The 21,315-nt window shown below is 44.3% G+C and carries 11 protein-coding genes; 1 reads left to right on the top strand and 10 read right to left on the bottom strand.

What is annotated here, in order from left to right:
• Positions 1–6: 6 nt before the first annotated feature.
• From H8S90_RS02320 to H8S90_RS02335, 4 genes are all read right to left on the bottom strand, one after another.
• Positions 7–3,087, bottom strand: coding sequence for a glycosyl hydrolase (locus H8S90_RS02320; RefSeq protein WP_187341011.1), 3,081 nt, complete (start codon positions 3,085–3,087; stop codon positions 7–9).
• Between the two features lie 4 nt (positions 3,088–3,091).
• Entirely contained in the window at positions 3,092–5,863 is a 2,772-nt protein-coding gene (locus H8S90_RS02325; protein WP_187341012.1) for an alpha-L-rhamnosidase, read from the bottom strand.
• A gap of 483 nt (positions 5,864–6,346) precedes the next feature.
• Positions 6,347–7,894: a RagB/SusD family nutrient uptake outer membrane protein gene (locus H8S90_RS02330; protein ID WP_187341013.1), complete on the bottom strand. Its 1,548-nt coding sequence runs from the start codon at positions 7,892–7,894 to the stop codon at positions 6,347–6,349.
• Positions 7,895–7,904: 10 nt separating this feature from the next.
• Positions 7,905–10,985, bottom strand: coding sequence for a TonB-dependent receptor (locus tag H8S90_RS02335; protein ID WP_187341014.1), 3,081 nt, complete (start codon positions 10,983–10,985; stop codon positions 7,905–7,907).
• A 224-nt stretch (positions 10,986–11,209) separates the two neighbouring features.
• Here H8S90_RS02335 and H8S90_RS02340 point away from each other — a divergent pair, with 224 nt between their 5' ends.
• Entirely contained in the window at positions 11,210–12,109 is a 900-nt protein-coding gene (locus H8S90_RS02340) for an AraC family transcriptional regulator (RefSeq protein WP_187341015.1), read from the top strand.
• Between the two features lie 29 nt (positions 12,110–12,138).
• Here H8S90_RS02340 and H8S90_RS02345 read toward each other — a convergent pair whose 3' ends face one another.
• The 6 genes from H8S90_RS02345 to H8S90_RS02370 form a co-directional block, all read right to left on the bottom strand.
• Positions 12,139–13,434: an alkaline phosphatase family protein gene (locus H8S90_RS02345; protein WP_187341016.1), complete on the bottom strand. Its 1,296-nt coding sequence runs from the start codon at positions 13,432–13,434 to the stop codon at positions 12,139–12,141.
• Between the two features lie 112 nt (positions 13,435–13,546).
• A complete protein-coding gene (locus tag H8S90_RS02350; RefSeq protein WP_255501774.1) occupies positions 13,547–16,312 on the bottom strand; it encodes a glycosyl hydrolase in 2,766 nt (921 codons plus the stop codon).
• A gap of 149 nt (positions 16,313–16,461) precedes the next feature.
• Positions 16,462–16,776: an L-rhamnose mutarotase gene (gene rhaM, locus H8S90_RS02355; RefSeq protein ID WP_187341017.1), complete on the bottom strand. Its 315-nt coding sequence runs from the start codon at positions 16,774–16,776 to the stop codon at positions 16,462–16,464.
• A 50-nt stretch (positions 16,777–16,826) separates the two neighbouring features.
• On the bottom strand, positions 16,827–19,286 hold the full coding sequence (locus H8S90_RS02360) for a glycoside hydrolase family 31 protein (protein ID WP_187341018.1): 2,460 nt from the start codon (positions 19,284–19,286) through the stop codon (positions 16,827–16,829).
• A 70-nt stretch (positions 19,287–19,356) separates the two neighbouring features.
• Positions 19,357–20,496: a glycoside hydrolase family 88 protein gene (locus tag H8S90_RS02365; RefSeq protein WP_187341019.1), complete on the bottom strand. Its 1,140-nt coding sequence runs from the start codon at positions 20,494–20,496 to the stop codon at positions 19,357–19,359.
• A 17-nt stretch (positions 20,497–20,513) separates the two neighbouring features.
• Positions 20,514–21,299, bottom strand: a complete 786-nt coding sequence (locus H8S90_RS02370) for a rhamnogalacturonan acetylesterase (RefSeq protein ID WP_255501775.1) — start codon at positions 21,297–21,299, stop codon at positions 20,514–20,516.
• Positions 21,300–21,315: the final 16 nt, after the last annotated feature.

Raw genomic sequence — 21,315 nt, forward strand, 5'->3', positions numbered from 1 at the left:
ATTATATTAATTATTGTTCATTTCTATTAATTGAAAATCCGCTAAAAGACCGTACTCATACAGGTCATAAGCGCTTCCGGAGGGGTACTTTTCCACACCTCTCCAATGCCAAGGTGAAACCATACCTGGTTTAGGTTGGTTATGGTGTGGGCCTAAGGTGTTTTTTAAACTTCCAACGATAATGACTTCTACTTTATTCTCACCATTCTTTAAGATTTCATCCAATTTAAGTTCAAATGGTGCCAGACTAATATCTCCTACCAATTGGCCGTTCACCTTGACTACAGCCGCGGTGCCTGCCCACTTAGTTAACTTAATCTTGTAACTTTTGCCTTTAACTGCCTGAAATATTTTGCTGTAGCTTGCCTGCTGGCCGTACATAGGTCTGCCCATATCTTTCCAGTTACCGAGTTTGACCGGAGAGGATGCCGTAAGCTCCCAACCTTTCGCCGCGCTCTGTAGATCAAAATCGCCCAGAATATACACCGGTTCAACCTCGGCATGTACCCGCATCTTTTTTGCAACAAGGCTTAACTTATTTTCTCCATGGATCGCTTCTCTACCGATATCAAAAACACCGAAATCCTTATCCAGATACCACCTGCCTTGATTTGGTTGAATGGGTTTATCATTCAAGTACACTTCCCATAGCCAAGGCCGTTCTACCACTGCTTCCAGGCGTTTTGTTGGAACTCCCGGTTTGATCTGGAAATGGTAGTCGACTTTAAAACGATCATCGTCTGCAAATGTGTCGCGCCTGATGGTATTATCCTTATACTGTACCGAAGTATTCCAAGGATTGCCATCTACAAAACCAAAATGCTTGAAGATGGTATCCGAAGCGTGAAAGACCTGTTGATCCTTTATGAGCGTATCGCCGATATGGACATCGCAGAAATCCAGGGTTAATACATTCGGTTCGAGAAACTCCGCTTGCGTAACGGCCTCCACGATATTCCCTTCGTCTCCCGCTTGCTCCTCCCATAACGGGATTTCTGCAGAATCGGCTTCACTGATAAAAAACAGCTTACTTCCAGCTGCAGGTAAATCATAAGCTATACCTTTTGCCTTTACGGGATATTTATAACGCCGCCCATCCGTCAAATCTAACAGGTAGACGTTTTTACCCTGCACATCAATATTTCCCTTAGCGGATGCCGTTAAACTTGCATTGACCAAGAAAAGCAATTCACCATCGCCAAGTACACGCCGCTGATGATAGAGTTTACCTAGGGTGTCTTTGGGAGCAAAGGAAATACCGTCTAATTTCAAGGCGTCGGTCGAAAAATCTGTCAACGCCGCTCGGTGAATTTGCAAAGGTCGTAATGGTTCATCCGCTGGTGCTCCATCGATATATTGAAGGTCTTCCAGCACCACTAGTTCGCCGCCATTCTTGACGAAACTTGCCAATAACTCCGCAGTCTTGCCGTCGAGATTTTCCATGCCCGGCGGAATGATCACCTTACCGTAGGTGCGCTCACCTACCACAAACTTTGCGTCTTTTACATCCCCCTGATCTTTTATAATATTTTCTGAGCCCAAGTCGTACTCCACCTGTGCTTTTTCCAATTGGGTAACGAAGGACTGAAAAGCCTGGCCAATTTCCTGCCGCCTGGGCATAGCATCCTGATAGGTAGAGTACATCCATGCAGAGGTAGTAGGTTCGAGCACCAAGACATCATTAATTTGTTTCCCCAAAGACAGCACAAAAGATAAACGCTTGAAATATTCATTTAAGGGTTTATAATAGGGCCACCACGGACTGTGATAAGAAAAAGACTGCGGGTAATCGTATTTGCGTGCGCCAACCATGGTCATATACGAAAGATGTTGGTTTAACGTATTTACCCCCAGCACATATTGCCAATCGCCCAACCTTTTCATATCCTGAAAAGTCAGTTCCCACCCGCCGCCGCCATAGGTTTCACTGAGCGTACGTTTCCGGCCCAGCTGGTTGGCCACGCTAGCCAGTTCCTTTACGGCACGTATATTACCAAACTGGGCATTTGGACTGATTTCATCAAACTGATTGAATAGCATATCAATAGCCGGACGTTGGTGCCAGGCATACATCGCCATATTATCGCCGCCATGATTAGGATTTGGCCAACCATGTTCCCAGTAGTGTCCCGTCCATTCCAAGTTCTTTTCATTGGTATAATTATACCACGGTTTTGACCAACGGTCGATGAACAGCTGTAACAGTACCTGGTAATAATTATGCCTTACTTTCTTCCAATCGCCAACCTCCTCAAACAACGACGGGAGGTTTGACTGCAGCTCATAACCCCAGGTTTGCTGAAAAATTGCAAATAAATCGGGTGTCCAGCGAATGTTGTTCGCTCCCTGTACCTCGATGTTAGGCTCATCGGTAAAGATGCCGGGTATGGTTTTGCCAAATTCATGACCCAGCGTTTTTTCATAACCGCTCATGGTTATTTCAATAAACTTCTCCGTCACACCTTTTGCCATCAGGTCTACGTAAGAATATCCACCATACCAAGGCGATTTTTGGTAATAATCTTTTCTAAAGAGATAGTAGTCGCCTTCGGAGTAGTTTGAAGCCTTCGGGTCAACGACTGAAAAACCATCGCCTGTTTTTTCCAGTACAACGAATAGGGTGGTATCGTTTGACGGTATACTGTTGGCCTTTTCCAAGTTAAGCATCTGCCCTTGATTATAGGAGCTCGGCATCTCTTGGGGCACATGGCCACCTGCAAAACCACTGGGATATGAATTTTCATCGTAAATCCACACATCGAGATCCAGTTCCTTTCCTTTCTGCACCGTATACCGATACAGCTCAAACCAACGATCGGATAAATACGGCGTAACTAGTCCGGGACGCGGATGCACAAAGACCCCTCCAAAAGCATTTTCTTTGAACTCCTGCAGCATGCTATCGATCTTTCCCTCATTAACATCAGCGTTCCATACCCAAAGCGGGGCGCTTCCATAAGCTTTTCCCGGATCTTTAAAATGACTTAATAAGTATTGAAAGTTCTCCTTCTGCTGTTGCGCATGCACTGTTATGGTAAACAATGACAGCAAAGCCAGTAAAATAAAGGTAGCTTTATTATTCATCATGGTTTTATTGTTTAGCTATGGTGAACGAGTAGGAACCGGACCCGATATCCAATCCGATTTTACCCGCTTTTTCATGAGTTGCCGTTGAGATATATGGATTAGACCTTAGGGCCTCGCCATTTTCCGTTATTTGTTCAACCGTTGCTGCCGGCAATAGCAGTTGTGCCTGTGTATTTGCAGGAATCTCTATATCTAGGCTTAGCCCTCCTTCCTCCTTTGTCCAACGCACCTTAATTTCACCATTAATGGAGTGGTAACCGGTTTCCACCCAGTCGAGCCCTTCTACGATTTCCGGCTCGATCAGGATGTTTTTAAAGCCTACATCACCTTCCTGCTGCCGAATGCCGCCCAAACCACTATACAGCCATTCCATCAGGTGCCCCAGCATCATATGGTTATTGGATACATATTTCAATGCAGGCCAAGACTCGGTAAGTGCGGTAGCACCATGTTTGATCTGGTAACCATAACCTGGCACATCATCGCGGTTATTCATTTCATAGATCAATTGGGAGGCTCCCGCATCTTCCAAAGCGCGGAGTAAATAACGGTAACCTACATCCCCGGCTGTCAGGGCATTATTACCGGCCTTTATGGAATCTATCAAATTGTTTGCTACCTTTTCCCTATCACTGCTGTCTACAATGCCCATATATAGTGGCATCGCATAAGCCGTCTGGCTTCCCGTGGCGTACACACCTGTTTCCTTTTCAAAAAACTTATCGTTAAATGCAATTTTAATGTTGGCCGACAGCTGCTGGTAATCTACTAAATCTGCCGTTTCTCCAAGCGTTTCCGCAATCTTGGCCATCAAATGTGCATCGTAAAAATACGTGGCGGTAGCTGTTAACGCAATGGGTGTGAGTTGTGAAACCCCGGGATTTTCAGGACCGAGGTCAAACCAGTCGCCCAATCCATGCGAAAGAATACGCCCATCTGCCTTTGTGCCCAGATAATCAAGATAGCGCTTCATCATTGGATAAGCCTTTTCGAGTATGCTTTTATCGCCATACCATTGGTACAGATACCAAGGAATGATAATGGAAGCACTGCCCCACTCCGGAGAATCGCGGAAGCCCCCTTCAAAAGGTACGTATTCGGGCACGATATCGGGTACCAATCCATTAGGCAATTGCCCCTCGATCATGTCGTCAATAATTTTATTATACAGCTTATAAATGTCAAAATTATATTTGAGAGAGGATCCGATCAGATGTGTTTGTTCCAACCATCCCAACTTTTCGCGATGTGGGCAATCAGTAGCTACACTGGCCAGGTTACTCTTAATCCCCCAATTGATCAGTTCATTTACTTGATTTAACAGTGCATTTGAACTCTTAAAGGATCCCACAGTAGGTGAGCTGTTACGGGTATGCAAAAGCTGGATCTTGAGCGACTGTTCCACGTCCCTCGGTGCTTCACCATCGATTTCCACCAAGGCGTAGCGAAAGCCGTAGTAGGTGAATCTTGGCTCCCAAGTCTCCTGATCTGTTCCTTTTAATGTATACTCGAAATAATAAGGGCCGCCCGAGGCATTCTGGTATGGCATACCATCATCGTCCAACACTTCGGTGGGTGTAATTTTTATTTTATCACCTTTATTCCCTTTCACCTGTAATCGGATAATACCCGAGGCATTCTGCCCGAAATCGTATAAGAACTTGTTCGTACCCACTTCCTTTTTTTCCTGGCTATCAAAGGTCTGCATTACCTTTAAGGGATAATCTTGCTGTGCATGCATCCTTCCTCCAGGGCCTTCCACCAATACGACATCTTGCCAGGAAGCATCATCAAAATCTGGCTCGTCCCAGCCTGTTTGCTCTTTGGTAGCATCATAATCTTCACCACCGTAGATGGTACTGAAAGTAATAGCTGAGGGAGAGGTCTTCCAGGTTTGATCCGTTATCACCTCTTCGACAGTTCCATCCGTATACCTTAGCAATAATTTCATGCGGAGCATTGGAAAAGCTTCGGCCCTTACCATTTTACGGTAACGCTCTCTATTGATGTACATAAAACCGGTCCCTACCAGTGCGCCTAGTGCATTTTCACCTGTTTTCACTTGTTCTGTGATATCATAGGTATTGTAAAGCGCACGCTCCTCATAGTTCGTCCACCCCGGAGCAAGGAATTCGTCGCCTACTTTTTTGCCATTTAAATGAGCCTCATATTGGCCTAAACCGCTAGCGAACAGCAATGCCTGTTCTACGGTCTTATCGCCATTGACCTCAAATGTCTTGCGAAATAAGGGAATCGTTGCCCGTTTGACACCCCGTTCGCCCAAGTGATCACCATTGAGGTGTACCCCGGGCATGATCTTCTGGTTTTCATCGAGTTTTTCAAAGGCAATCCATTTTACCTTGTTCCATTCTCTGCTGTCTAAAAGTGCAGTAGTAAAGGAGGCAGGATCACTCCAAGCGGACTCCCTTCCATCGGCCGACCAGATTTTGACGCGCCAAAAATATGGCTGCGCAGACTGTAGCTCCTCCCCCTGATAATCTATAAAATGCTGCCCGCTACTCTGCACCTTTTCAGAATCCCATACATCGGCGGCGCCTTCATGCAGTTTTTCCCTGTTGGAAGCCACTTGAATCTGCCAGGCCGATTGCTCATAACCGCGCTCTTCTGTTTGAATAACCCATCCAAATTGCGGGTTCTTGGCTTCCACACCTATCGGATCAATTTTACGTTCAACGCTTAAGGATGTAGGTTTTGTATCAGACGATTTCTTACAACTAAAAAGCAACGCAAGGATGATGAAGCAAAAATATTTCATAAAGTTTTTATATTATATATGTTACTTTTTTTCCGAAAAAAGTAACCAAAAACTCCCGGCTGGACCTGCGAAGCAAGCTTCATTACCTTTCAAAACAAATTACGAAAATGAAAAATCTTCTTTGAAAGGCTCTGCCACTACTTAGCTTTTGCTACCCGGATATTTCAAGGCCGGTCTTTTTTTTAATTGAACGGTTTCTACCAATGACGATTTCCCAGTTATCCTTATAAGAGAACATTTAGTAGGCTTTGCGATAACCGTAATCTCTATTCATAAGCATAAATACAGTTTTTTAACAGCCCTGGAACGCCACGCAAAAGTAACGCTCGCTCCGCTCACGTCACAAGAGTGCTTATGCGCATCCGAAGCTGCTCCCAAAGCCCTACAGGTTTTATGCCCGTTGCAGACACGGCCTAGAAGACGGCGGCGGAGCACGCTCGGATCCAGACATGGAGCAACGGGCATAAATATACTTTTATTCATTTAATTGTATCCCGGATTTTGCGTCAGGAGATTATTCAGCTGTAGCTCCAAATACGGGATAGGAAAAATTAGCCGGTTTTCATTTACCTGATAAGCATTTCTAGAGATGAAACCATAACGATCCTTCATTTCCTCTCCATGCGCATTCATCACCTCAATGGCCTTGCCCGTTCTTACCAGATCGTGCCAGCGATGATTTTCGAAGGCCAGCTCTACTCTTCTCTCATGTGCAATGGCATCGCGCAAAGCTACCTGATCAGTAACCGTCACCGGCGATAAAGAAGCTCCGGCACGTTGTCTTACCTGATTCACCAATTCGATGGCTTCGCCGGGATTACCGCTCTCATTTAGGCATTCTGCCAAGAGCAATAGCACATTGGAATAACGGTATACAGGCCAGTTATCGTCCGTATTACGCTCCCTGTTATGTGGATGCAAATATTTACGCACAAAAGGCTTAGCCGTTTTTCCCGGAGGCTGCACATATCCTTCACTACTTTCAACAGACTCAATGTTAAAGTTACCATCGCCCCCGATGACACCTTGGGCAATTCCGATGGAAGCACCTTTACGCGTATCACCTTCTTCATAAGCATCCATCATATCTCCTGTTGGCACATTCCACCCGCCGTAATTCAAGGTGTTAGACGTTACACCGGTAATGACTTCCACATTGGTTGACTTCGGAATGAACCAATAGGTAAACATGCTCTGTTGCCCTTGATCGCCCTGCATAAATTGAATCTCGAAGATCGACTCCCTACTGTTTTTGTTCCCCAAGGCATACACATCTTCATAATTGGAAAGTAAACTATAACCCATGGTGGTCACTGATCGCAATAAGGGTTCCGCAGCAGCAAAGTCATGCCTTGTCATGTACACCTCTGCCAACAGTGTAGACGCTGAGCCTTTATTTGCCCGACCATTTTGCGGAAAGCTGGGATCAGGTAATTTGCTGATGGCATCTTCCAGGTCATTGATAATAACCGCGTACACCTCGTCTACCGAAGATCGCGGGAGGAAAGCTTCCGCCTGTTCGCTAACTTCATTCAGATATAGGGGTACGTCTCCAAAGTAGCGTACCAAATTAAAATAGTAATAGGCACGGAGGAATTTGGTTTCGCCGATGATGGGATCTTTTGCTTCCTGCTCAAAATCGGCCTCTTCGATTCGATCCAAAATCGTATTGGCCCGTGAGACACCGATATAACAATTGTTGAAATAGTCGTTTGTCCATTGATTCTGCGAATCATCCAGGAAATCATCAATATTTTCCCTTCGGATGATATGAATCCCCCGGTCGGGTGCATAATAGTCATAATGCGTGTTATCCGACCTCATTTCCCCCATCAGGTAACCACTCTCATTTACGGTGCTGCGCAAGGTTTGATACACACCGTTGACCGCCTGTTGAAATTGCTCTGCGGTTTCGTAGAAATCCTCAGCATTGGCTTCTGAATCCGGCGTCAGGTTCAGGAATTCCTGACTGCATGACGACACGATAACGGCTGCCGGCATGATGATATAGTATAAAAATATTCGCTTCATGATCTAATAATTAAAAACCAACATTTACCCCAAAAGTGAAAGTCCTTGGAATAGGATAAGTCGTTTGATCAACACCCAACCTTAATGGGTCATCTCCCTCATTATTTGCTACTTCAGGATTCATTCCCGGATATTTCGTTAACATCAATGCCTCCTGTATACTGGCATATACCCTTATATTTTTGAGGTAATTGCTATTGGTAATTTCAAAACTCCTGCCCAGCGTAATGTTCCTTAAAGAAACATACGAGGCATCGTATACCCAGCGGGAATTGGTAAAGCGATACAGCTCAGTTGTACCACTCAAGGTACGAGGGACCTCCCCGTTCCCCGGATCTTCGAGCGAACGCCAGCCATTCAACATCTCCTTACGCACATTGAATACGCCATCCAGGTTTTCGATATTTTCATAGGTGGCCGCCATGGTTTGACCACCCACTGAACCAGCAATTAAGAAGCTCAGATCCCAGTTTCTATACCGGAAACTATTGGTTAAGCCGAAAATAAAATCGGGATTCGGATCACCGATAAAGGTGCGGTCGTTCATATCGATCACACCATCGCCATTAATATCTTTCATGCGTACCGTACCCACCTGCGAAGAACTGTGCTTCGGCTGCGTGTCAAATTCTTCCTGCGTCATGTATACACCATCATAAATATAACCATAAAACTGTCCGATAGGCTGCCCTACGGCAGTGCGATTAAAATCACCCTGTTCGGTAAATCCTCCTATTGGTGTATCATTCGTACCGAGCTGTAGTACTTCGTTACGATTGAAGGTAATATTGAAATCAGTATTCCAAGTCAATTCCCCGGTTAAGTTTTTAGTACTGATACCGATTTCATGCCCCCAGAATTTAAAAGCCCCGATATTGGTAAAAACCTCCGTAAAACCAGACGCCCGGGGCAATTCAACGGGATAAAGCATACCATCTGTTTTCTTATAATAATAATCGTATATCAGATTGATTCGATCGTCCCATAAGCCCAATTCCAGACCGGCGTCAAATTGTTTGGTGGTTTCCCAACTCAACAGCGTATTGCCTAAGGAGTTAATTGCCAACCCCTGTACCAATGAGCCTCCGAAAACATAGTTATTAGGTCCCATCATAGCGATGGAGGTGTAATTACCGATATTGTTGTTTCCTACCAATCCGTAGCTGGCTCGCACCTTCAGAAAAGATATCTTTTCCTGTTCCTGCAAAAAACTTTCATCACTGGCCACCCATCCGACAGATACCGAAGGGAACGTACCCCATCTGCGGTCGCTTCCAAAACGGGAAGACCCATCTCGCCTCACCGCCGCGGATAATAAGTAACGTCCTTTAAAACTGTAATTTACCCGGCCAATTAAGGACTCAAGTGACCAGGCCTGCGTATTGCTTCCTGCTTCGGTAACAGTAGCAGCGGCATCCAACCAAGGGATCTGATCATTCGGAAAATCCGTTTTATTGATTCCACTATTTTCCTGACGGTATTTCTGGGTAGTATATCCCGCCAGTAGGTCGAATGTATGATCACCGATTGACTTATTATAAGTTAACACATTTTCGTTCAACCATGAATAATAGGTTTGGGTATTGTATTGCCCGGTTGCCAATTGTGGAGGCGCTACAAAAAGCCCACCTCCCGATGTGGAGGATACAAAAAGCTGTTGGGTCTGTGCACCAACATCAATATCTGCTCGGGTTTTAAATTTCAGTCCGTCTAATATCTGGTATTCGCCAAAAATATTACCCAGGATTCGATTGCGTTTATAATCGTCTAACTTCTCGCCCAACACGCGGTACCAGTTAGGGTTAGGGAACATACCAAAGGTATTGGCGGTTAAGGGCAGACTACCATCTTCATTGATTGCGGGGCTTATTGGACTGGTAATAAAGCCACCATCGATCACTTGCCTTTGGCCATCGGTATTAGTCAAGGTATTATGGTCAAGCTGTAAAGTCGGCGCAATATTGAATCCCAGTGTCAATTTCTCGGTTGGCCGGTACTCATTGTTTGCCCGAAAGGAAAACCGTTGGTAGCCGGTATTGTGCAGCACCCCTTGTTGATTCATATACCCTGCGGTTACTGCTGAGCTGAATTTCTCCGTATTGGACGTTAACGACAGGGAATAATTCTGGATGGGTGCTCCCTGTCGCAAAAGCACACCATACCAATCTGTTCCTTCGCCATACTGTTCTGGATTGGCATAATCGTCAGGGATTTCCGCCAACCCCGTCGCAGGATTCGTCCAGTTTTCGTAACGGATTTTATCTTCATAGAAATTCCGCTGCCATTGTGCAAATTCACGGGCGTTCATCACATCCGGTCGGCCACGCTGCGGCACATGTTGCACACCTCCAAAGGCAGAGAAATTGACATTCACACCTTCGGTACCTTTTCCGCTTTTTGTGGTAACAAGCACCACACCGTTCGCTGCACGAGAGCCATATAAAGCCGTAGCAGAGGCGTCTTTGAGCACCGAAAAACTCTCGATCTCATCGGGATTTATATTATTGATATCACCCGTTACAGGCTGACCATCTACGACGTATAAGGGGTTGCTGCTTGCGTTCATGGAAGCAGATCCACGTACACGAACATTCATCCCCTGCCCTGGTCGCCCTGTGGTTTGCGTAATCTGCACGCCGGGAATCCGGTTCTGCAATTTTTGAGAAAACTGCCCTACCGGCATATCTTTCATTTCTGTGGCATTGATCTGGGAGATCGCACCGGTAACTTCCTTACGCTGTTGCGTACCGTAACTGATCACCACTTCTTCCAGCACCTGCGATGCTTCACGGAGCACTACATCTAAACGTTGACTTTCCACAGTAATAGTGGTATCCTGATAACCTACAAAAGTGAAAGTGAGCCTGGCACCTTTTACCGTTTCCAGCTGGTAGCTACCTGTTTGATCCGTTTTTGCTCCCTGTTTGGAGCCTTGAACAAGGACAGATACACCTTCAATAGGTCCTTGATTATCCGTCACCGTACCACTTACCGTAAGCGATTGTTGCGCATAACCGATAGAACCGGCTAGCAATCCAGCAAACAGCAGCAGGAACTTCATACGCGCACTGACATAAAAAAAACAACTCATAAAGGCTTCATATTTGGTGAATTAATTAGTTTTTGGAGCCTATATCTACGCCAACTATCCTGCCCTGTTATGCACTGTGCTGTACTATCACGGCGTCGGATTATATAAAATAATCTATAGCTTTGTATTGGTCAGATATAAACCGATAGTCAAAATTCAGCAATATTGAAGTAGCGATAAATACAGTTTTTGATACTTTACATGTAATTTTTGATCCACCAATTATGCAAACCTTCCAGAAATACCTACCCATACAACCGAGTGACCAGAAATGGGGTTTATATGCGTTGAGCGTGGGGTTTGGGCAAATAAATGCTGCCCATAACTATCCATCCCCCAATCACCCTTCAACTTACCGTTTCGAATGGGACAAGGGGCGTGTGCTCAGGGAATATCAGCTCATTTACATTACACGTGGCGAAGGGGTTTTTGAATCCACAAAAAGTGGTATCCAACGGGTATACCCCGGATCTATCATTATTCTTTTTCCGAATGAATGGCATCGTTATAAACCCGATGAAGCTACCGGATGGGCCGAATATTGGGTAGGATTTAATGGCCCTGTTGCCGACCAACTCATCAAGAACAACTTTTTCACGCCCTATAATCCCGTGATCAATTTGGGTTTTAAGGATGAAGTAATAGATCTATATGATCATATAACCGAACAAAGCAGGCAAGAAAGGCCTTATTATCAACAGTTGGTATCTGGTGATATCCTACAGTTATTAGGTAATATATATGCCTTATCGCGAGAGAAGCAGTTGGATGGCGATGACAGCTATATTCATGATCTCATCAACCAGTCGAAGCTTGTTTTACGTGAAAATTTCGAACAGCTTATTTCTATAGAAGATATTGCTGAACAATTAGGTGTAAGTTATTCGCTATTTCGGAAAGCCTTTAAAAAACATGTAGGCATCTCTCCCGGGCAATACCTCATACAATTGAAAATAGAAAAAGCTAAATTTCTGCTTAACCATCCGCATAAGCGGATTAAAGATATTGCTTATGAACTAGGTTTCGACTCTTGTTTTTATTTTTCAAAATTATTTAAAGATAAAACCGGTTTGTCACCGGAGCACTATAGGCGGAATAAGATGACGGGCGGTATTAAAATTTAATAAGCGATTGGCGCCAGCTTAACCGGTTGCTATTCAAAATAAGGTTGGGATGATCGTCCCTTCGCAGTAGGCATATTCAATTGGAGATATTCTTTCACGAACATCGTCACATCTTTAAGATCCATCTCCTCAATAGAAACACCTTGGTTGAGCTTCGGTCCGGTTGCGACAAAGCCTGTTTGAATAGGCTGTGTATCGGGGAAATGTCCATGCGTGCCACCTTTCCCTTCTTTCATAGGTTCTCCTACAACGCTGTTTCCAAAAGATGTACCCTGCAAACCTGATAGCGCAAAACTGGCCGATGGGTTCGCTCCAATTTCCTTCATTTGATTTTCATGAATGATACGAAAGCATTTTTTTTCATTTTCGGGCAAGTTGTTTAACATCTCAAGTACGCGATTTCTGGTCACTGTATCCTGCTTGTCTTTTAAAAACAGAAACGCTGAGCCACCAACGGCAAAGAATTGGGCCTTCCAATCGGTTTTCTTATCTGGGTCCAACAAGCCTTCACGTACTAACCAAATATTGGGATTTACCTGTTGTGTAACGTCGTAAAAACCATGGTCTCCGGTAACGATCAGCAAGGTACTATCTTCCATACCGGCATCTTTAATGGCCTCTCGGATTAAACCTATTCCTTGGTCGGCATGGTGAATAGCTTCATACACCGCTTTGCCATCCCTTCCTGTGGTATGCTCTGCATGGTCTACAGAAATCAAGTGAATGGTCATCAAATGAGGTTTGTATTGACGTATGATATGTGCTGAAGCCGGAGCATTAAATTCATCTTCTCCCCACTTCACTTCTTGGTTGGGAAACAATAGCAATCGGATGGAATCTGTAATCCCCTTCGGTTCGGCATAACTGCTGCGGATATTTTCTCCCATACTGCCTATATCGGAAATATTGATATCAATAGGAGCTTCCGCGGAAACAGGCCACAGCATGGAAGCCACTTTTAATCCCTTCTTTTTGGCTGCTTCCCAGATGGTGGGAGCAGTAATCTGGTTGAAGTTCCAATAAATTTTTCCGGTTACACTATCCGGTTCGAACAACGCATTGGAAGTAATACCATGTTCGGATGGTTGAACACCCGTAACAATTGTTGTATGAGAGGGGTAGGTTATGGACGGAAAAACACTATTCACTCCTCTCGCATAAATACCCTGTGATTTAAGTTGCTTCAGATTTGGTGTGTCCCATTTTTCTTCTAAGTAGAAATCCGGCCTAAAGCCATCGATGGTTACCAATACAACATGTTTCTGCGCAAATATTGCCGAAATAAAAAATATTTTAACGAATAATATAACCGATAATTTTTTCATTATTAAACCATTTTATGATTCAAAGTTAACTTTCATTCATTAAGTCAATGTTAAATTCTATTTTACCTTGCATCCTTGACGTTTTTTAACCGAATGCAGATGGAGCCTTATCTCAATCATAGGGAATAAGCTGAACTTCTCCAATCAATCCAGCAGGCATGACCTTCCACTTCGAGGCGTCAAAAGGTTCATAATTGATGTCTACAAAGTTGATTTCGTGGTATCCGCGCCATGTCAGCTGCTTTTCATCCATATACCGAATCCTATTGGCCATGAGATTGGCTACCTCTATTTCAATTTCATTCTTTCCCGCCTGTAAGAATTCGCCTACACTTAGCTGATAGGGTATACTCCACAATAATCCCGCTTCCTTACCGTTAACCTTCACTCTTGCACTTTCGCCAATTTGGTCGACCTTTAACAACACATCACGCGTTTCGATGCTTGGCAGATCAATGGTAAGGCGATAGGTAGCTGTTCCTGAGAAGGAGGTTGTCGCACTATCTGGAAAGCTCGTCCATGATACCAATTCCGTCGTATCATGCGTTTTAGGGATTATCGGACCGCCCTCATTAAAACGCACGTTCCATTTTCCCGCCACTGCTATGCTTTCCTGTTTCTGATTAATATATGGCCATTGGACCATTTCCTGTGGCTGCTCTTCCGTTATTTTCAATAGGATGGCCTGTCCGGGAGCCAGCTGAATGCGCGTCAATTGATCTTCTCCATCATTGTTTAGACTCGCTAATCCGCTTTTACCCGATAGCGGATCTAATAAATAATGGGTCTTCCCGGAAGCATTCAGCGCTACATCCTTGTCCACTGCTTGATCCGTATGATTTACCATGTAATAGTAGACACTTTTCCCTTCCTTTCTACGGATAAATTGGAGTCCGGTTTTGGCTAAACTCTCCCCTTTTATCCCACTATTGGCCAAGGCATCCGACACGTTTTTACTGATCATAACCGTGCTTTTTTCACCGTCAGCTTTCGACTGCATGTGCTTCAGCAGTTTATGGAATGCCGCTCTCCTTTTTTCAAGATCGTGCCTGCCCGGCACATCTTTGGGTAAGGACTGAAAAATGATGGTAGCACCTTCTTCACTTAGGCGGGCAAGATGATGCAAAGTCTCCAGGGGCATGATTTCTACCTCAGGTACAATAAGTACTTGGTGCGACAGCGATTGCCCATGAAAAGACAACTGGTTGTTGTTTACATGGATTTCTGACAATAATTTATCCGAGATAAAATCAAAGGCATATCCCTCTTTCTGCAAATCTTGCGCATTTTCATAAAATGCGGTGGGATGTAGCCACTCATCGATATCATGTACTTTTAAAGGCATATCTCGGCCTTTTCCGTTATGCCATGCGTCGTAGACCGGCCAATAGATCAACAGCTCATTGTCTGCCCGCCCCGTCTGAAGCACCGACTGTACACGGGTAATGTATTCATTTAAACCAGACAGGTGCGCCCACAAAGGATTGGCCGGCACGAAATTCACGGAAGCATAGAATAGCCAGCCTGGCCATTTAGCGTCGCTGGGCGAATAGGTAGTTCCATGGTAAAAGACATGATTGATCCCTGCCAAAAAAGCCTGTTCTACCTCTGGCTTACACTGTGCCCACGATGTTTTAAAATGTTCGGTAAGCCAGGTAAATGTTTCACAGGAAACATATTTTTTCCCGGTAATATTTGCTGCTGAAGATGCGAATTTCAACATCATGGGGTCGGGGTCGACATTTCGTACATCTGCACTATCCCTTCTTAAACCCGGTATGGCAAAATAACTTGAACCAAAGGTTTCCGCTTCAGGAATATCAACCGCAGCATAAAGATCCAATAAATTTCCGGGGGAGCCGTGTGCCTGATTTTTGGTAATACCTTGGTATTTATGAGCCCAGGACGTCCATGGTTGCGTAAAATTCTCCAGTAAAAGTTCTGCCAGCGTTTCACGATAGTCTGATTTGATTCTCGCCACTTTATCGGAAGCCGTATCATCACGCAAAAAATCGCGCATATGTAATCGAAGGTCATAACCCCTCTTCTGTTGAAAAGCATCAAAAAGATCAGGTGTCCAATCGGCACCATATACCTCATAGCTATCATTATAAAAAGCCCGTATACCTAAAGGTTCTTCACCGAAGGCCTTTTCGAAAGGCTGTAAATATGCCGTTAACGCTTTCAAAGAAAGGTGGTCTAAAGTAAAACCTTCACCTCCAGGGGCAGCTCTTTTAACCTGCTGCTTCGTTTTTCCTAAAAAAGTAGCATATAATTCCCAATTACCTGTATTGGGTTGCCATTGCAAACTACCATCTGCCGCTACTTTATCGGTAAGCAGTTGCGTGTTCCCCTTATCGTCATAGGCTGTTAATGAAAGCAGTCTAGCATCCGGCTGTTTCTGATCCGGCGATTTTATCTTGTCGGACAAGGGTGTTCCACCGTTGACCAGGTATTTTTGAACAATCAATTTAGTTGCCGCATGTTGGGCATCTACCTGCCGTCCTCCGAACGGCCACCCCGTGCCATTGGTCAGGTCTACGCCCATATCCAGATTTTCAGCAGCTTTCGTTGTGAAACGTAACATCTCCATCCATTCTGGCGAGAGGTAGTTGATGTATCGGTTTTCATAACCTTTGGCTCCGTAGATCGGAGCAATCTCTACCCCTCCCATACCCACTCGGTGATATTCTTCCAGTAAAGCATTGATGTTTTCCTTATCTACGGCATTCCCCATCCACCACCAACGGGTCCAAGGCTTCATTTCCTTTTGAATGGCAGGCCAAGGATTGGTCTGTGCGTAAATTTGCTGACTGACGATCACGCATATGGCTAGGCAAATATTTTTTAATACTTGTTTTATTTTCATAATTCTCATACGTTTCCATTTAATCCTAGGGGTTATTAAGCATTTTGGATACGCCGCAAGTTGCTTATGCGTATCCAAAGCTGCTGCCGAAGCCCGGAATGGTTGATGTGTCTGCAACGGGCATAAAACCAATTTTGTTAAAAGCGAAATCCATGCATTTAATCCAGGTGAAAGACTTTTTTCAAGGGCTGACTTACCGGTGAATCATCGGCATTGGTTTCCATAATATCGGCCATGTACGCCCACCATTTTTTTATGATCGGGTTTTCACCCAAATCCTGTGATGAGGTTTCTCCCGATTGCTGTTGCACAGCAAATAAGGTATTGGTTTCTTCATCTAAAAAAATAGTGTAATCACTGATGCCATAATTTTTAAGTAACGCACTTAACTCCGGCCATATAACATCATGTCGCCTTTGGTATTCATCTTTGAATCCAGGCATCAATTTCATTTTAAAAGCTACTTTTGCCATGCTATTGTTTTATAATTGGGATTAACACCTATTGATAACCAGCACTCCATTCAATTAAGCCCGATATTTACATTTATATCCTGTGCATTTTCGGATAAGGTACCGATATAGATATGTTCTTCCTTTTCATCATAGAACCAACCGGAAGTACCTTTCAAGTCTGTCAAGCTCTTCATTTCCTCTACTGCATGTTCGTTTTCCGCAACCTCTTTTGGTTTAGTTCTGCCATTCCAGCGAATTTTGAACAGGAAATTATGCGGTTCACCTTTAAAGCCCCCTTTTGGTTGTTCTACATGAACGATAAACTTTTCCGCTGTAAGTTCAGCAGCAATGTCGGTTATTGCAAATACACCTTCCTGATAATCCAAGCTCTTACCATCATCATCATATAAGCTAAATCGGCCATCGTTGCCCGGAAAAATATCGAGCGTTAGTTGCTTAATATTTTGCCCGCCGGTATATTGCGTTACCTGCTGCATGGGAATGATGGCACCCGCTTTAGCAAACAGCGGCAAGGTATCTAGCGGAGTGGTCACGTGAACATATTGCCTGCCTTCATACTCCTCTCCGGTCCAATAGTTATACCAGGTACCGTCGGGCAGGTATACGGTACGCGTCTTTGCGCCTTTGGTGGTAACCGGACAAACCATCAATGCATCACCGAATAAGTATTGATCGGTAATATTGTACACATTTGGATCATCTTGGTAATGTACAGGCAGTGCCCGCATGAGCGGTATGCCCGTTTGGTATTGCTGATAGCTGCTGCTGTATATATAAGGAATGAGCGCATAACGTAAGGCATCGTATTTTTTGAAATTACGCAAGGCATCCTCTCCATATTGCCAGGGTTCTTTGTACTGCGGATGTTCCATACCAAAAAGCATGGCGATGGGACTGAACATACCAAACTGTACCCACCTGATATAAAGTTCTGGATCGGCTACGTGTTCGAAACCTCCCATACAGTGACCCCAAAAACCTACACCAGAAAGCCCGATGTTCAATCCTGCCTTTATAACCGGCTCAAAATACTGCCATTCGCTTGGCCAATCGCCCGCAAAAATAAAAGGATAGCGCTGAATACCGGCATAACCTTCACGCGTATGATTTAGCCCCCGCAAGCCATTAAACTCCTGAAATTTCTCGTAGGGAGCCTTCGCATAGGCTATCGGAAATACGTTATGCAATCGCTGTGCAGTTTCATCTGTTGGCCCGGTCTTATCGCTTTCATTGGCCAGTCCACCGAAAGCACTTCCTTCATCCGTTTTCAGGAACATTGCGCCCAAATCTGCCACCCGCTTGACGCCGTTATCCCACCACCAATCGACCGATTGCTGATCGAAAAAATTAACAAATTCGCCCTTATTATCCGGTTCGGGATATACCAATCCTTTCGCCCGGGCCTGATCTAAGAGATTCAATTTTTCACCATTGTCAAATCGAGGTCTAAGATGTAGCCCTACCATCTGATAATTCATGGCATACAAGCTATCAAACATGCCCTTAGGATCTTTAAATGTTTCTCTCCATTCGAAAGAAGTAGCGCCTTTTCCACCTTCCTTCCCAAAGATACGCCAGGTTGAGTCTAACCATAAAAGATCGATAGGAATACCCAGCTCCCGGAATTTCCTGGCCAGTTCAATTACGTATTGATCCGATGTTAATTCCTCGTGCCCCCAAGTGCCTCCGCTGTAGGTCCCTACGTGCAGGCCTAGTGCAAATTTAGCTAGCAGAGGCGATTTGCCGGTAAGATCGGTATAATGATCTAGGATGCGCGGGAAGGATGGCCCGTAGATAAAATAGTAATCAAGCTCACCAGCCCCTGCTCCAAAGGTATAAGCATCAGATACGCTACTTCCCATATCCCACTTTGTTTCAAAGGAATTATGTAAAAAAATGCCATAACCCCTAGTGCTCATAAAGAAGGGGATCGGCGAATAGTTTGCCTCCAAGACATTATATGCACCCACCTCATGCGGCCGTCCTTTCCCCCTTCCCACGTTTAAGGTCAGACGCTTATTTCGTTGATCGAGAAAATCCATGCGTTCACCAAAGCCAAAGAAATGTTCGTCTACGGCTAAGCTTTTAGTGGTATAAACTGCTGTTCCTTCTTTTCGGAGTGCTTCCACATCTTGCGAAAGTAATTCCCCTGCTTTATCATATACCGCGATTCCAAAGGGATGCTTTTGCACTCTTATTTCCAACAGTGCCGTCTTCAGTAAGAAATGACTGGCTTCTTCCGTTGCAGACACGCTCACGTCGCCCCAATCATAACGGGATACCATCAAATGCTCGGGCGCTTCAAAGGATCCGCCCCAGGCAGCACGAACCCTGAACATCGCCTCCTCACAGAAGCTTAACGCTACGGCACCTTGTTCTGTTGTAAAGTGAAAGGTGTTGTTTTCCCGTTTAAAGCCCCCCTTGTAGTTCCCCAGCGGCTGCGCCTTGGCAGTAACTATGAGTAGCAATGCTATTAATGATAAGTTATGTTTTATGGAGTTAATCATTGTTATACTGTATAGTAAAAAATTTTATGCCTTTTTCCTCACAAAAAAGGTATAACAAAAACTTAATAAACTATTTCACTAATTTATAAACTTCTACGCCTGCCAATAAAAAACATCCAAGGCCATAATCTTCAAAATCAGGTTTACTGGTATACGTTACCGGTTGTCCGTCTTTGGGCTCCTTTCCCGTTCCCTGCAGATAACCCAAGAAACCATTCTCGTGCAGCGATTCTTTTGACAGGGCCTTCCAGCCTTTCAACACAACGGGAAGATACACCTTTTTATCGATGATTCCGTCATTAATACCCCATGCCATACCGTATGTAAATAAGGCCGTTCCAGACGCTTCTTTGCCTCCAAAGTTATTCGGGTCATGTAGGCTCACATTCCAAAAACCATCTTCACGTTGTATGGGTGCCAAAGCTTCAAGCATCGTTTTAAAATCCGTTAAGTACTCTTCATAGTGCGGATCTGTTTTTGGAAGATCTTGTAAGACCTTTACCAATGCAGCGACCACCCAACCATTACCGCGCGACCAATAGCAGTCTTCTCCATTAGGTTCTTTATAAGGAGGGACAAAATCTTTATCCCGCCACCAGAGCCCATCTTCCGGATTATACAAGCCATTACCTCCCTCTTTAAATTTGGTATGGCTATAGAGATCATACATCTTATCAAAATATTTGGGGTCGTTATAAGTAACACCCAGTTTTACAAATACAGGCATTGCCATTTGAATAGCATCTATCCAGGTCCAGTCGTCAACCTGATCACTGGCCACCATGGCATCTATATTCTCCTTGATAGCCTTTATGCGTACTTCTTCCGGCTCCATATTATACAGGTCAATATAGGTTTGACCACAACATTGATAATCTGCATGACGGATATAAGGGCCACCAGAAAGGCTCCATTGATGCTTTTCGCCCCACTGCACGGCGTAATCTACATAAGTCTGTTGCGGATCTATTTTCTGCAGCTCCATTAATCCCTCGTAATAGACGGCGCGTGTCCAGATGTTAGATGGTCGTTCTTTATTGGTGATAATTGTCTTACCTGCGTCGGGCCATTTTTGCATAAAGTAGCTGTTGGCGGATCGTAACTGTTCCAATATTTTCTCTTTTTCGGGAAGCTGCTGAGCGTTCGCTAAGGAAAAAGCTAGGCAAAGTATACTTGTTAATAGGTGAAGCCCTTTATTTCTTAGTATCATAACTTATGTATATGGGGTTATTTGATAAATTTATTTAAAGCATTTTTTTTCATTTTCCTCAATTCCTGAATAAACACCTTAGCATTTAGTTGAGCTCCTGCGCGGTTGGTATGGGTATGATCATTCGGGAAAAATTTAGCCACTTCCTCTTCGCCGAGTTTATCGTATTCATTTGCTACACGCTCTTGCAAATTGATAAAAGGTACTTTTTCCTGCTTGGCAACCTGTTCGGCCCATTGTGTATAGCTGTCTTCTTGTCGAATCGTTTTACCTGCGCTAAAATTATTTCGGGGTACGGGAGAACAGATGATTACCTGTGCGCCTTTTGCTTTTGCTTCCTCTATATACTTTTTGAGATACCAACCGTAGGTGCGTACCGTTTCCTGTCGATTCGTTAAGGGATTATGGATTTCTTGCTGCTCATTTCCTATACCTTTCATGGTACCGCGAGCACGTGCAGTATCATCGAGTGGTCCTCCGTCATTATGGCCGAACTGGATAATTACCACGTCATCGCGCTTTAAATCTTTCAATACCTCGTCCCACAATCCTTTGCTCCTATAAGTCCGCGTACTTGTTCCTCCCAAAGCACGATTCTGGATTCTAATCTTCGAAGTATCCATATGCACGGCAATTAAATTACCCCACCCCCACTCATCGCGGTCGCCCTTGTCCTGTCCATTTTTAACTGTAGAGTCGCCTATTAAATAAAGCGTTGGTTTATGGTCTTGAACGTAGATAAAAGACATCGTGCCAATCGCAATTAGCAAACCAAGGCTCATTCTTTTAATTTTTGTATTCATTTATTAGTTACACGTT

This window comes from Olivibacter sp. SDN3 (assembly GCF_014334135.1).
Classification (GTDB): Bacteria; Bacteroidota; Bacteroidia; order Sphingobacteriales; family Sphingobacteriaceae; genus Olivibacter.

What these genes read in the sequence shown, in the direction of transcription:
- H8S90_RS02320 (WP_187341011.1), bottom strand. Translation starts at nt 3,087, where the DNA reads ATGATGAATAATAAAGCTACCTTTATTTTACTGGCTTTGCTGTCATTG.
- H8S90_RS02325 (WP_187341012.1), bottom strand. Translation starts at nt 5,863, where the DNA reads ATGAAATATTTTTGCTTCATCATCCTTGCGTTGCTTTTTAGTTGTAAG.
- H8S90_RS02330 (WP_187341013.1), bottom strand. Translation starts at nt 7,894, where the DNA reads ATGAAGCGAATATTTTTATACTATATCATCATGCCGGCAGCCGTTATC.
- H8S90_RS02335 (WP_187341014.1), bottom strand. Translation starts at nt 10,985, where the DNA reads ATGAGTTGTTTTTTTTATGTCAGTGCGCGTATGAAGTTCCTGCTGCTG.
- H8S90_RS02340 (WP_187341015.1), top strand. Translation starts at nt 11,210, where the DNA reads ATGCAAACCTTCCAGAAATACCTACCCATACAACCGAGTGACCAGAAA.
- H8S90_RS02345 (WP_187341016.1), bottom strand. Translation starts at nt 13,434, where the DNA reads ATGAAAAAATTATCGGTTATATTATTCGTTAAAATATTTTTTATTTCG.
- H8S90_RS02350 (WP_255501774.1), bottom strand. Translation starts at nt 16,312, where the DNA reads ATGAGAATTATGAAAATAAAACAAGTATTAAAAAATATTTGCCTAGCC.
- rhaM (WP_187341017.1), bottom strand. Translation starts at nt 16,776, where the DNA reads ATGGCAAAAGTAGCTTTTAAAATGAAATTGATGCCTGGATTCAAAGAT.
- H8S90_RS02360 (WP_187341018.1), bottom strand. Translation starts at nt 19,286, where the DNA reads ATGATTAACTCCATAAAACATAACTTATCATTAATAGCATTGCTACTC.
- H8S90_RS02365 (WP_187341019.1), bottom strand. Translation starts at nt 20,496, where the DNA reads ATGATACTAAGAAATAAAGGGCTTCACCTATTAACAAGTATACTTTGC.
- H8S90_RS02370 (WP_255501775.1), bottom strand. Translation starts at nt 21,299, where the DNA reads ATGAATACAAAAATTAAAAGAATGAGCCTTGGTTTGCTAATTGCGATT.